General features: G+C 52.9%; 13 protein-coding genes and 1 pseudogene. 4 read left to right on the top strand and 10 right to left on the bottom strand.

Translation table 11 applies throughout. The features are described from left to right. Nucleotides 1–46: 46 nt before the first annotated feature. Nucleotides 47–505 carry a DUF986 family protein gene (locus tag HCH49_RS03330; RefSeq protein WP_221702179.1) on the top strand — a complete coding sequence of 153 codons (459 nt, stop codon included), beginning with the start codon at nt 47–49 and terminating at the stop codon, nt 503–505. Nucleotides 506–902: 397 nt separating this feature from the next. After that, nucleotides 903–1469 (top strand): manganese efflux pump MntP, encoded by a 567-nt coding sequence (gene mntP, locus HCH49_RS03325; protein ID WP_029741998.1) that lies wholly within the window; start codon nt 903–905, stop codon nt 1467–1469. Here mntP and rlmA read toward each other — a convergent pair. From rlmA to mgrB, 7 genes and pseudogenes are all read right to left on the bottom strand, one after another. After that, nucleotides 1466–2281 carry a 23S rRNA (guanine(745)-N(1))-methyltransferase gene (gene rlmA / locus HCH49_RS03320; RefSeq protein ID WP_033145829.1) on the bottom strand — a complete coding sequence of 272 codons (816 nt, stop codon included), beginning with the start codon at nt 2279–2281 and terminating at the stop codon, nt 1466–1468. The two genes, mntP and rlmA, sit on opposite strands and share 4 nt — an antisense overlap. Nucleotides 2282–2346: 65 nt before the next feature. After that, the gene (ftsI, locus tag HCH49_RS03315; RefSeq protein ID WP_033145830.1) at nt 2347–4065 is read right to left on the bottom strand and encodes a peptidoglycan glycosyltransferase FtsI; all 1719 of its coding nucleotides are present in this window, start codon (nt 4063–4065) and stop codon (nt 2347–2349) included. Between the two features lie 219 nt (nt 4066–4284). Next, nucleotides 4285–4494 carry a transcription antiterminator/RNA stability regulator CspE gene (gene cspE / locus HCH49_RS03310; RefSeq protein ID WP_001062678.1) on the bottom strand — a complete coding sequence of 70 codons (210 nt, stop codon included), beginning with the start codon at nt 4492–4494 and terminating at the stop codon, nt 4285–4287. Between the two features lie 13 nt (nt 4495–4507). After that, nucleotides 4508–4652, bottom strand: a pseudogene (locus HCH49_RS03305) (DUF2627 domain-containing protein). Nucleotides 4653–5177: 525 nt separating this feature from the next. Then, complete coding sequence (locus HCH49_RS03300; RefSeq protein ID WP_221702172.1) at nt 5178–6167, bottom strand: MBL fold metallo-hydrolase; 990 nt, start codon at nt 6165–6167, stop codon at nt 5178–5180. Between the two features lie 21 nt (nt 6168–6188). Beyond that, on the bottom strand, nt 6189–6479 hold the full coding sequence (locus HCH49_RS03295) for a YebO family protein (protein ID WP_008500484.1): 291 nt from the start codon (nt 6477–6479) through the stop codon (nt 6189–6191). 74 nt (nt 6480–6553) lie between these two features. Then, entirely contained in the window at nt 6554–6697 is a 144-nt protein-coding gene (mgrB, locus tag HCH49_RS03290) for a PhoP/PhoQ regulator MgrB (protein WP_006175995.1), read from the bottom strand. 162 nt (nt 6698–6859) lie between these two features. Between mgrB and HCH49_RS03285 the strand changes: the two genes are divergently transcribed. Then, entirely contained in the window at nt 6860–7099 is a 240-nt protein-coding gene (locus HCH49_RS03285) for a YobH family protein (RefSeq protein ID WP_033145832.1), read from the top strand. 68 nt (nt 7100–7167) lie between these two features. Here the strand turns inward: HCH49_RS03285 and kdgR are convergent, their stop codons facing one another. Beyond that, entirely contained in the window at nt 7168–7959 is a 792-nt protein-coding gene (gene kdgR / locus HCH49_RS03280; RefSeq protein ID WP_023312208.1) for a DNA-binding transcriptional regulator KdgR, read from the bottom strand. Between the two features lie 179 nt (nt 7960–8138). Between kdgR and HCH49_RS03275 the strand changes: the two genes are divergently transcribed. Then, nucleotides 8139–9512, top strand: coding sequence for an MFS transporter (locus HCH49_RS03275; RefSeq protein WP_039263641.1), 1374 nt, complete (start codon nt 8139–8141; stop codon nt 9510–9512). A 50-nt stretch (nt 9513–9562) separates the two neighbouring features. On the opposite strand, the gene htpX is transcribed toward HCH49_RS03275, so the two are convergent. Then, a complete protein-coding gene (gene htpX / locus HCH49_RS03270; protein WP_014884290.1) occupies nt 9563–10444 on the bottom strand; it encodes a protease HtpX in 882 nt (293 codons plus the stop codon). A 193-nt stretch (nt 10445–10637) separates the two neighbouring features. Then, nucleotides 10638–12686 carry a carboxy terminal-processing peptidase gene (gene prc, locus HCH49_RS03265; RefSeq protein ID WP_029741991.1) on the bottom strand — a complete coding sequence of 683 codons (2049 nt, stop codon included), beginning with the start codon at nt 12684–12686 and terminating at the stop codon, nt 10638–10640. Nucleotides 12687–12688: the final 2 nt, after the last annotated feature.

The following is a 12688-nucleotide window of genomic DNA, read 5'->3' as shown; positions in this document are numbered from 1 at the left end:
TGCTATAGGCCGGGGGCTTGCCCCCGGTTTTTTATCTGGAGGATGAATGACTGTCACGGACATCGTACTGGTTTTATTTATTGCTGCCCTTCTGGCTTACGCGATCTATGACGAGTTCATCATGCCCCGCCTTCACGGCGAGACGCTGCTCTCCCTTCCCCTTCTGCGACGCGGGCGCGTGGATGCGTTTATCTTCGCGGGTCTCATCGTTATTCTTATTTACAATAACGTCACCAGCCATGGTGCAATATTAACCACATGGTTATTATGTGCGCTGGCATTAATGGCGGTTTATCTGTTCTGGATCCGCACGCCGAAAATCATTTTTAAATCCCGCGGATTTTTCTTCGCCAATGTGTGGATAGAATATAACCGTATTAAAGAGATGAATTTATCTGAAGACGGTGTGCTGGTGATGCAATTAGAACAACGCCGCCTGCTTATTCGGGTGAAGAATATTGACGACCTGGAAAAAATATACAACTTACTTCTTAAAACTCAATGATTTGAATATATAGCAATGGCTATATTCTGTGTTTATCTTGCGCAAGAAACATAGCCTAAGCTATATCCTTTTCGTTAATTTGCTCTCTATTTTTTAACGATAATTTCACGCTTAAAGACAAATGAAAATCGTTATCAACAAGCATTTAAATAATGCTTCTCCATTGTTGTTTTATATTCTCAAAATATGTTAAGGTTGCGCCCGTCGTTGGGGAGTAGCCGATTTCCTGCTCGCAGGAAATGTACGTGTCAACATACTCGTTGAAAAACGTGGCGCGTACGGATCGCTGACAGCACACCTTATGTGCAGCGCGATCAGGCGAGACCATAGATACATCAACTGCTGTTTACTGGGGGCAGTGATGTGTCATATGGATATCCCCGGTCTGGACGCTGTTATGAATATCTCCGCTACGATCCTCCTCGCTTTTGGCATGTCCATGGACGCTTTTGCGGCTTCCATCGGAAAAGGCGCCACGCTCCACAAACCTAAGTTCTCAGAAGCCCTGCGTACCGGCCTTATTTTTGGCGCTATCGAAACGCTGACGCCGCTTATCGGCTGGGGACTTGGCATGCTCGCCAGCCAGTTCGTGCTGGAGTGGAACCACTGGATTGCCTTCGTACTGCTGGTGTTTCTCGGCGGCCGAATGGTGATTGAAGGTTTTCGCGGCGGTGATGATGAAGACGAAGAGCCGCAGCACCGTCACGGGTTCTGGCTGCTGGTCACCACGGCGATTGCCACCAGCCTTGATGCAATGGCCGTCGGCGTCGGTCTGGCATTCCTGCAGGTCAATATTATCGCCACCGCGCTGGCCATCGGCTGCGCAACGCTGATCATGTCCACGCTGGGCATGATGGTCGGACGGTTTATCGGCCCGCTGCTGGGTAAACGCGCCGAGATCCTGGGGGGAATTGTGCTGATTGGCATTGGTGCCCAGATCCTCTGGGCACACTTCGCCGGTTAATCTTCGCGCTGCCAGACGTGGATACTGAAATCCGTCTGGCAGTTAAATATTGATTGTACAGCTAACGCTTCCCACACTTCCGGTTTTGCCCGCCATGCGAACGGCGTCATCTGCAGCAGCGCGGTGGCCTCTTCGCCTTTCAGCGTCATTTCATACGCCACGGTTTGCTCCTGCTTCAGGGTAAAACCGGCCAGCTGTTCAGAATGAAGGGCATGCAGTCGCACTTCGTCGTAGATCAGCCCTTTCAGCTCCATCAGATGACGCGGGCCCGGCGTTACGGTGACTACCCATCCGCCCGGTTTCACCACGCGAGCCAGCTCTTCCGCCTTGCAGGGCGCGTAAATACGGATAACCGCATCCATGCTGGCATCGTCAAACGGCAGCCGGTGGCTGGATGCCACGCAGAACGTCACGTCAGCGTAACGCTTTGCCGCCGCGCGAATGGCCACTTTCGACACGTCCAGACCGAATGTCAACGCGCCCTTCTCACGGGCGATCTGGGCAAAGCGTGCGGTGTAGTACCCTTCCCCGCAGCCGATATCGAGCATGGCGGTGGCTGAACCCGGCAGGATGTCATTCAGCATCTGCGCGACGGTCTCCCGCAGCGGCAGATAGTGCCCGGCATCCAGAAACGCACGACGCGCCTGCATCATCTCTGCACTGTCGCCTGGATCGCGGGAGCGCTTATGCTGCACCGGCAGAAGATTCACGTAGCCTTCTTTTGCCATATCAAACTGATGCCCCTGCGGACAGGTATAGCTTTTATCTGAGTGCGTCAGGGGGGCGTGGCAAAGGGGACAGCTGAAGGACATGGTGACTCCGGAGCATAATCAAAGGGCGAAGTGTACCGCTATTCGCCCTGGTTATAAACGCCCGGTTAACGCATAACGATAAGGTGATCGGAACCCGCCGGTAACCCGTCAGGTTTCACATTCTCCAGACGCAGCACGTTGCCCATAATCTCGCTGAAGACAGGTGCGGAAACGGCACCGCCGTAATAGGCGCCATTTTGCGGATCGTTAATCACCACCACCAGGGCAAAGCGCGGATCGCTGGCGGGCGCGACGCCGGCCGTATAGGCAACGTATTTATCGACGTACTTCCCGCTGTCGTCAATTTTCTTTGCCGTACCGGTTTTCACCGCCACCCGGTAATCACGAACGGCGGCCTTAACGCCCCCGCCGCCGGGCAGCGCAACGCTCTCCATCATGTGCTCCACCTCGTGCGCAATCTCTTCCGGCATGACGCGGTGCCCGATAACGGGTGGATCGATACGCGTAATCGAGAGAGGTCGCTCGAGCCCGAAGCCGCCAATCGTGGCGTAGACGTGCGCCAGCTGGAGCGGCGTCACCATCAGCCCATAGCCGAAAGCAAAGGTCGCGCGATCGAGCTGGCTCCAGTATTTACGATTTGGCAACAGCCCCGCGCTTTCGCCCGTTAAGCCAAGCCCCGTATTCGTGCCAAATCCAAAGTTGCGATAGGTATCAATAAGATGCTGGACAGGCATTGCCAGGGACAGTCGTGACACGCCGGTGTCGCTCGATTTTTGCAGGATCCCGGTCATCGTCAGTTCAGGATAATAGCCCACGTCGCGGATACGATGCCCGTCAAGGGTATACGGGTGAGTGTCAATCACGCTGTCCGGCTGGACCAGGCCCTGCTGCAGGGCCGTCATCAGCACCAGCGGCTTGACCGTCGAACCGGGCTCGAACGTATCGCTGATGGCGCGATTGCGGAAATCGTTTATCGTCGCGCCTTCCCGATTATTGGGATTGAAATCCGGATAGCTCGCCATGGCGAGTATTTCCCCGGTTGGGATATTAATTAGCACCGATGCACCAGACTCGGCCTTGTTCCAGGCCACGGCATTATCGAGCGCATCTTCGGTGATGGTTTGCAGCCGCTCGTCGATACTTAACTGGATGTTATGCGCCGGTGCAGGCGCCACTTCCGTCAGGTTTTCAACCACGCGACCGTATCGGTCTTCCCTTACCTGCCGCACACCCGGCTTGCCGGTCAGCTGCGCGTTAAAGCTTTTTTCCACGCCTTCAATGCCCTGCCCGTCAATATTGGTGAAGCCAATCAGGTTCGCTGCCACATGGCCGGCAGGATAAAAACGGCGTGACTCGTCGCGTAAATTGATGCCGGGCAGATTCAGCTTATCGATCCACTTCGCCTGAGCAGGATCGACCTGACGGGCAAGATAAATAAAACGCCCCTGCGGGTTGGCGTTGATTCGCGCCGAAAGTGTGCCCAGGGAGAGATGCAGCGCATTTGCCAACGCCTGCCAGCGTTCATCAACGCCAACGCCCCCTTTTGCCAGCACCGTTTTAGGGTCGGCCCAGACGGCCCGGACGGGCACGCTCACCGCCAGGGGGCGACCTTCGCGATCCATTATCATGCCCCGCGGCGCATCAATCGCCAGCTGGCGGAGGGAACGCATATCTTCCTGCTTCACCAGATTGTCAGGCTTGATGATTTGCAGCCAAGCAACGCGGCCCAGCAAAAAAGCCAGACTACAAAAAATAGCTAAACAGAGCAGCACAAAACGCGCCGGCGTGAAATTGCCAGCGGTCGTTATCAATTTCTTCTTCACCTGAACCCCAGGACTGTTAAACAACGCCCTGATTTAACGGGAAAAGATGGGGTTAAGGTGGCAAAACAGTGCTACTAACCTCGCAGCTTTGCAACAAGTTACTAACAAGACCGCAAATGGTAATATTTTGAAAGATAAAGGACATAAAAAAGCCCCGCGTTATGCGAGGCTTTATGTCTGAGATTGAAGCGCTAAGCGCTTCAGTCAGCAGCGGTTCGATCAGATAGCAGTTACGTTAACTGCAGCTGGGCCTTTCTGGCCGTCCTGAATTTCGAACTCAACGTTCTGGCCTTCAGCCAGAGTTTTGAAGCCGTTACCCTGGATTGCAGAGAAGTGTACGAACACGTCTTTGCTGCCGTCAGCAGGAGTAATGAAACCAAAACCTTTAGACTCGTTGAACCACTTAACTTGACCTTTAATCTTTGCCATTTTGCAAAATTCCTTAGAGTGTTTTCTTAGCCCGCAGGCATTAACTGAGATAAAACTGAGACATTACTGCATGAGGCACTAATATAAGGTTCGGCAGAGAAGCGGTATTCAACGACAACGTGTTTACTCAGGACTTCTTTACTGAAAATGCCACACATAAACAGAACTGTACCTCGTTTGACCCAAAACGTGTTATCACACACTATGTTTAATATGGCAAGCCATTTTTAAACATGTCTCGATCCGCCGCACAAATTCGAACAGTGCCTGTCAGGTTTTGCACAATTATGCGCATCACTTACAGACAGCTCTGCTGCGTAACAAAGACCCAGCGTTACTTTCACAAGCGCTGTAATCTAAGACTTTTTTAACATAGCTCAATCATTACGAAGCGTCCAGCAACCGGGAAAAGAAATCTTACGTCCTGATTGAGTTAGAACATTTTGTGAAAACTTATGCTTAAATCATTGTAACGCGACCAAATTGTTTCAGAGCAAAAACACTGTTAATAACCCGCGCCGAACTGTATTAAAATGCACCAGCTAATAAACAGTGTTATGCACCAAAATAATGAAATTTTTATGACTCTGCATCAAAAGAAGGCAAGCAAAACGTTTCGATAAAAATAAAACATTCTTGCACGCGTTTACATACAGAATATATGCACTACGTTATCGCTTCGTTTATAAGGATAAATATTCACCAACTTTCAGTATCCTGAAAGAATGATTAACCGGTGCTAAATTATCTAGCGCGTCAGTTAACTCCCGCACAGGTTCATCCAGGGATTCATCTGCCAGTTCAAACACGCCCCAGTGAATGGGAAACGCCAGAGGGCAGCCCAGCTGCTGCCACAATGCCACCGCAGATTGCGGATCCATATGATGGACAGCCATGAACCAGCGTGGGGCATAGGCTCCAATCGGTAACGCGGCAACATCTATATGGCCCAGACGTTCAGGTATCAACAGCAGCTCGGGCGAATACCCCGTATCTCCGCTGAACCAGAAACGATGATGTCGACCTTCCATAACCCAGCCGCACCATAATGAGCGATTGCGGTTCCATGGCGTGCGCATACTCCAGTGCTGTGCCGGTACGGCGGTCAGCGTCATCCCCTGCCAGGTGAAGCTCTGCCACCAGTCGAGCTCAACCACGCGTTTTGCCCCCCGGCGGCGAAACCAGCTGGCCAGGCCCAGCGGAACAAAAAAACTGACCTCGGGGAAGCGTTTGAGAATACGGCGAATGGTCGCGTCATCAAGATGATCGTAATGATTATGGGAGATGACGACCGCATCAAGCTGATGGAGTTGATCGACTGACAGCGCGGGAGGCGTTTTGCGCTGTGGTCCCAGGAAAGGGAGTGGAGAAGCGCGCCGTGAAAAAACCGGATCGGTAAGGATGATATTGCCGTCCAGCTGCAGCATCACGCTCGCGTGTCCCAGCCACCATACCCCATCTTCATGAGGTTGCGTAAGCTCAACCGGTTGCCACCACTGTTGGATAAAGTCTTCATAACCCAGCGCGGGTGGCTTCGGTAAACCGGCCTCTTTACGCGCTTTGCGCCAACGGTCAAGGTCGCCGGGTTGATGTCCAACAGGATCGGTATTACGAAAACCATTCGGAGTGTGATGTTTCAGGGAGGGGTCATACCAGGGATTTTTCCAGACCACAGCCACCTCCCGGACAAAAGATTAACGCTCAGCCACCAGGCGGATAAAGTCGTCTTCGTCTTTGTTATCTTCAGCGACCGCGTCTTTCGGCGCGTCTTTTTCTTCCGGTTCGTTAGCCTCACACAGACGGCGCAGCAGCGCATTCTGACGTTTTTGCTGATCGAGCAGAGCTTCCAGCAGTTCAATCTGCTCGTTAGTACGGGAACTGGCGCGGTTCACGAAAAACCAGATGACCAGGCCCACAAGCAGAACAACCAAAGAAATCATCAGGGATGCCATATTCAGCAGCCCTGAATTCAGTAACTCACCCATTTCACCACCTCAATAAAAACGTCTATTTTACCACTGGCGCGAAGGAAGGAAATCACCTTGAGAAAAAATGCGTATTACCACGGAATAAACTTATTGATTGCGCAAACGCCGCTAAAAAACTGTACATCCTGATCGCACATCACATTGATCGTCTGCGTCCATAACACCACGCACGCTATCAGCACGATAATCAGAATTACCCAGCGTATTTTTTTCACTCCACACTCCGTCTAAAAACCTGATGTAACGAGGTTATCACGCTTATCTTAAACAAGGACTAACTGTACCGCCATCGCGCTTTTTTTCAGAATCCTGCACTTGTTTCATCGTGTAAACCGTTTACGCTAGCTTTATGATAACAATGACAAAAGAGGTTAATGATGCGCTTCATTATTCGAACAATTATTGCACTGGCTATCGTCTGGATTGGCCTTCTGCTCACGGGTTACGGTGTGCTTGTGGGAAGCACCGAAAACGCAGCCGGGTTAGGGATTCAATGTAAATATTTAACGGCACAGGGCGTGAGCACTGCGCAATATTTGCATACTGACAGCGGGATCGTTGGCTTGACCCACTGTCCGGTCCTGCGTAAGACATCCGTCGTGATTGATAATGGCTAATCAGCCGATGACATGACTGATATAAAAAACGCCGCAACAGATGCGGCGTTTTTTTATGCGGGCAGAAATTAAAACGGGTAGTCGTGGTAACCCATTTGTTCAGAAATCTTACGTGCGGCAGTGTGCAGAATAGCCACATACTCATGCAGGCGCTCTTCGGAGAAGCGTAAGGTTGGGAAGGAGATACTTAAGCCCGCGATTACTACGCCAAAGCGGTCAAACACCGGAACGCCGATGCAGCGCAGACCCTCTTCCTGTTCTTCGTTATCTTCGCCATACCCCTGCTCGCGTACGCGATCGAGCACCGTTAACAGCGCGTCCGTGCTGGTAATGGTTCGCGAGGTACTTTGCTTGTATTCCACGCCTTCGAGGATCTGCTTCACTTCTTCACGATCGCGCCACGCCAGCAGAACCTTACCAATCGCGGTACTGTAGAGCGGGTTGCGACGACCAATGCGCGAATACATGCGCAGATTGTACATGGAGTCGATTTTATGGATGTAAACAATGCTGTCTTCATCCAGCGCGCCGAGATGGATGGTCTCTTTGGTCAGGCGAGAGATTTCACGCATCTGGATATCAGCGCTGCGGATCAGGTCAACATTTTGTAGCGCACGGGCGCCCAGCTCAAACAGCTTCAGCGTCAGAGAGTATTTTTCAGATTCACCTTCCTGGGCTACGTAGCCCAGCGACTTCATGGTTTGCAAAAAGCGATATACGGTGCTTTTAGACATCATCACGCGCTGCGACAACTCTGTAATACCTATTTCACGCTCTTCCCCCAGCGCCTGTAAGATGCCAAACACCTTCAGCACGGAAGAAACAGAATCTGGCTGTTTATCCAAATCCGCAATAGCCATTTACCACCTCATAGAGAGTGTTTTATAAAAATCAGAACCGGTTTTTATTATAAGTTCCCGTCATGTCACCTGCAATCAATCCGCGTTTACTTCGTTACAAATCTGCGACATATCGCGGCTGTAACAATGCTAAAATAGTTACCCTGAGAATAATTTCACGCTGAGCTTTTTTAATCCTAATGGAAAAGACCCTTTCCGATGGCCTGCCTTTACCCCAGCGGTATGGCGCTATAGCGACCATCATTATTGGTATCTCAATGGCCGTCCTTGACGGCGCAATCGCGAACGTTGCCCTGCCAACCATCGCCAGCGACCTGCACGCCTCTCCCGCCAGTTCGATATGGATCGTTAACGCCTATCAGATTGCGATTGTGGTTTCCCTGCTCTCGTTCTCTTTCCTGGGCGATATGTTCGGTTACCGTCGGGTGTATCAGTGCGGTCTGGTGGTTTTCACCTTCACGTCGTTGTTATGCGCCCTTTCAGATTCACTGCATACCCTGACGCTTGCCCGCATTGCGCAGGGTTTTGGCGGCGCGGCGCTCATGAGCGTAAACACGGCGTTAATCCGCTTAATTTACCCGCAGCGTCATCTGGGGCGAGGCATGGGGATAAACTCGTTTATTGTCGCCGTCTCTTCCGCCGCCGGGCCAACCATAGCGGCGGCGATCCTTTCCGTTGCGTCATGGCAATGGCTGTTTGCTATTAACGTGCCGCTGGGCATTGTCGCTATATTCTTTGCCCTGCGCTTTCTTCCCGCTAACGGTCCCAAAAGCACCATGCCGCGCTTCGATGTGGCGAGTGCGGTGATGAATGCCCTGACCTTTGGCCTGCTGATTACGGCGCTGAGCGGCTTTGCGCAGGGACAGTCCCTGATGCTTACCGCTGCGGAGCTCATCGCCCTGCTGGCGATCGGCTTCTTCTTTGTTCGCCGCCAGCTCACTCTCCCCGTGCCTTTGCTGCCGGTCGATCTGCTGCGTATTCCCCTCTTTTCCCTCTCCATTTGCACGTCCGTCTGCTCGTTCTGCGCCCAGATGCTGGCCCTGGTTTCTCTGCCCTTCTTTCTGCAGAGCGTGGTCGGCCGTTCAGAAGTGGAGACCGGCCTGCTGTTAACCCCCTGGCCGCTGGCGACCATGGTGATGGCGCCGCTGGCAGGTTACTTAATTGAACGCGTCCATGCCGGTTTATTGGGAGCGTTGGGGCTGGCGGTGATGGCGACAGGCCTTTTCGCGCTGGCTCTGCTACCGTCCTCGCCAACCGATCTGGACATAATATGGCGCATGATCCTGTGCGGCGCAGGGTTTGGCCTGTTCCAGTCCCCTAACAATCACACCATTATCACCTCCGCGCCGCGCCATCGCAGCGGTGGTGCCAGCGGCATGCTGGGGACCGCGCGCCTTCTGGGGCAAAGCACAGGTGCGGCACTGGTTGCCCTGATGTTTAACCTCGCCGGACAAAACGGCAACCACGTTGCGCTTCTCACCGCGGGAGCCCTTGCTTCCCTCGCGGCGGTCGTCAGCGGCCTGCGGATGACCCAGCCCAAAGTTCAGGCATAAAAAAAGCCGGGCGGAGTGTTCTCCTGCCCGGCTTATTAGGGTTCTTAGCGTTACTTCAGGTATTCCCCACTGCGCAGCGCTTCGATACGTTTATCCAGCGGCGGATGAGACATAAACAGCTCGCTCAGCGATTTGGATTTACCGTTAATGCAGAAGGCCATCATGCTGTTCGCTTCCTGCGGCTCGTAGCTGGTTTTCAGGCGCTGCAGCGCGGCAATCATCTTCTCACGACCAACCAGCTTCGCCGAGCCGGCATCCGCGTGGAATTCACGGTGGCGGGAGAACCACATGGTGATGATGCTGGCCAGAATACCGAATACCAGTTCCAGAACCATCGAAACGGCGAAGTAGATCAGCGGGTTGCCGTTGCTCTCTTCACCTTCGTCACGGTTGCCGCCCATAAAGCCTGCCGCGATCTGCGCCAGAATACGGGAGATGAAGATCACGAAGGTGTTCACCACGCCCTGAATCAGGGTCATGGTCACCATGTCACCGTTGGCGATATGGCTGATTTCGTGGGCAATAACCGCTTCGGCTTCGTCACGGCTCATGTTCTGCAGCAATCCGGTGCTGACGGCAACCAGTGACGCATCGCGACGGGCGCCCGTCGCGAAAGCGTTGATGTCCGGGGCATGGTAAATCGCCACCTGCGGCATAGCGATCCCGGCCTGACGGGATTGCTGAGCCACCGTATTCATCAGCCACTGTTCCATATCGTTACGCGGCTGTTCAATAACCTCACCACCCACCGATTTCAGTGCCATCCACTTCGACATCAGCAGGGAGATGAACGAGCCACCAAAACCAAACAGCAGCGCCATAATCAACAGACCCTGAACGCTGCTCGACTGAATTCCTGTCAGGCTTAGCACGAGCCCGAAAACCACCATGACCGCCAGGTTGGTGAGCAGGAAGAGCGCGATTCGCATCATAATTTTCTTTTTACCTCAGTTTAACAAAACGCACTATGCGATTACCCACATCGTATGGGTATTGCGGCTATTTTCAAGCATCCGGCGGGCGTAAGTCACCAGAAAGACACAACTTTACACAATTGGAAATCTGGCTGACGGAAGGATGAAGAACAAAAAGAAACAGGCACAATTCCTTGTGCCTGTTGGGTGATTATTTTGCCGGAGCGGGCTGTACGGCAGGTTTCTCTTTTTCCTGATTCGCCAGGTCGAGAGCGATATGCACCGTCTCGTCCAGATACGGATCCGGCTCCTGGTAATCTTTTGGCAGATCGTCCAGTTTTTTGAGCAGAGGCTTACCTTCGCGCTTGAAGCGATCGTTGATACGCGCCAAGCGGGTTGCATCGTCTTCGTTATTCTCTTTCTCACGCTGTGCGTAGTTCAGAGAAACGATATTCCGCTTATCTTTCAGGGCATTGAATCGTGCAATGTCCTTCATGATGTACTGGAACTCCGGATCTTTCGCGATGCGGTCGTTATGCGCTTTCAGCAGTTCAGGGCCAAATTGCGTCATATCACCCGCTTTCACGTAGGTCGCGGCATTGATGCTGTCCCACGGCAAGGCGTTATCTTCAAACTTCTCGCCGGTTTCGGTCTCTTCCGTGCCTGTCGGCATCATGATGTCCGGCGTTACGCCCTTACGCTGCGTACTGCCGCCGTTCACGCGGTAGAATTTCTGAATGGTGTACTGAACCGAGCCCAGCGCAGGCCATTCCGGACGCAGCATCTGATCGTAAATACGATTCAGAGAGCGATACTGCTGAACGGTGCCTTTCCCGAAGGTTGGCTCACCGACGATCAGCGCGCGGCCATAGTCCTGCATTGCAGCGGCAAAGATTTCAGACGCGGAAGCACTGAAGCGGTCAACCAGGACCACCAGCGGGCCTTTGTAGTAGACCACACCGTCGTTGTCGGCATCTTCACGCACTTTACCGTTGTTATCGCGCACCTGAACCACCGGACCAGATGGAATGAACAGACCGGAGAGTGAAACCGCTTCCGTCAGCGCCCCGCCGCCGTTACTGCGCAGGTCGATGATAATGCTGCTGACGTTCTGCTTTTCAAGCTTCTGCAGCTGAACCTTCACATCGTCAGTCAGGCCCACGTAGAAGCCAGGAATATCCAGAACACCCACCTTCTCTTTACCCACGGTTTTCACCGACATTTTCACCGCGCGGTCTTCCAGACGGATACGCTCGCGGGTCAGGGTAACGATACGGGTTTTGGTGCCTTTACCGGCAGGCAGAATTTCCAGACGAACCTTGCTGCCTTTCGGACCTTTGATCAGCGCAACCACGTCATCGAGACGCCAGCCGATCACGTCGACCATGTTCTGGCCTGTTTGTCCTACACCCACAATGCGATCGCCTACGCTAATCGCTTTGCTTTTGGATGCCGGGCCACCCGCGACCATGGAATTGATCACCGTGTAATCATCATCCATCTGCAGCACCGCGCCGATACCTTCCAGAGACAGGCTCATCTCGGTATTGAACTGTTCGGTGTTGCGTGGAGAGAGATAGTTGGTGTGCGGATCGATTTCGTGCGCAAAGGCGGTCATCGCGAGTGAGAAAACATCCTCACTGTTGGTCTGCGCCAGACGACGAATGGCGAATTTGTAACGACGCGTCAGCGTGTCACGGATCTCTTTTTCGTCTTTGCCGGTCAGCTTAAGACTCAGTTCGTCGTATTTAACTTTACCGTCCCATAGCGCATTCAACTCGGCTTCATCTTTCGGCCAGGGTGCTTTACTGCGATCCAGATTAAAGGTGTCAGTACCGGTAAAGTCCATCGGACGTTCCAGCACTTTCAGCGCGTACTGATAGCGTTCAAAGCGGCGCTTTTGCGACAGGTTGTAGAGATCGTAGAACAGATCCAGCTTGCCAGAACGCAACTCGTCACCCACCTCGGATTTGCGCTTAGCGAACTGCTCGACATCGCTGGCGAGCAAAACGTTATGGCTGTAATCCAGCAAGTTCAGATAGCGGTCAAAGATTTTGGCCGAAAAGGCCTGATCGAGATCGAACTGACGATAGTGCGAGCGGGTAAAACGTGAGGTCACGCGCTCGCTCACCGTCGCGTGCTGCGTCTCTTCCTTGAGAACCGGAATTTGATCAACACGCGTGATATCGTCCACTGCAAAAGCGTGACCTGTTATGGCAAACAGGCCCGCCAGCGCGGTGAGCTTAAAAAAAGTGTTCATGC

This window comes from Enterobacter sp. Y17, assembly GCF_019730495.1.
In the GTDB taxonomy this organism is placed as follows: domain Bacteria; phylum Pseudomonadota; class Gammaproteobacteria; order Enterobacterales; family Enterobacteriaceae; genus Enterobacter; species Enterobacter asburiae_B.
Note: the sequence above shows the minus strand (reverse complement) of the source record. Positions and strands in the feature narration are given on the sequence as shown.

Bases quoted from the DNA above. Each gene is read 5' to 3' on its own strand.
- HCH49_RS03330 (WP_221702179.1), top strand. From the start codon at position 47: ATGACTGTCACGGACATCGTACTGGTTTTATTTATTGCTGCCCTTCTG.
- mntP (WP_029741998.1), top strand. From the start codon at position 903: ATGAATATCTCCGCTACGATCCTCCTCGCTTTTGGCATGTCCATGGAC.
- rlmA (WP_033145829.1), bottom strand. From the start codon at position 2,281: ATGTCCTTCAGCTGTCCCCTTTGCCACGCCCCCCTGACGCACTCAGAT.
- cspE (WP_001062678.1), bottom strand. From the start codon at position 4,494: ATGGCAAAGATTAAAGGTCAAGTTAAGTGGTTCAACGAGTCTAAAGGT.
- HCH49_RS03295 (WP_008500484.1), bottom strand. From the start codon at position 6,479: ATGGGTGAGTTACTGAATTCAGGGCTGCTGAATATGGCATCCCTGATG.
- HCH49_RS03285 (WP_033145832.1), top strand. From the start codon at position 6,860: ATGCGCTTCATTATTCGAACAATTATTGCACTGGCTATCGTCTGGATT.
- kdgR (WP_023312208.1), bottom strand. From the start codon at position 7,959: ATGGCTATTGCGGATTTGGATAAACAGCCAGATTCTGTTTCTTCCGTG.
- HCH49_RS03275 (WP_039263641.1), top strand. From the start codon at position 8,139: ATGGAAAAGACCCTTTCCGATGGCCTGCCTTTACCCCAGCGGTATGGC.
- htpX (WP_014884290.1), bottom strand. From the start codon at position 10,444: ATGATGCGAATCGCGCTCTTCCTGCTCACCAACCTGGCGGTCATGGTG.
- prc (WP_029741991.1), bottom strand. From the start codon at position 12,686: ATGAACACTTTTTTTAAGCTCACCGCGCTGGCGGGCCTGTTTGCCATA.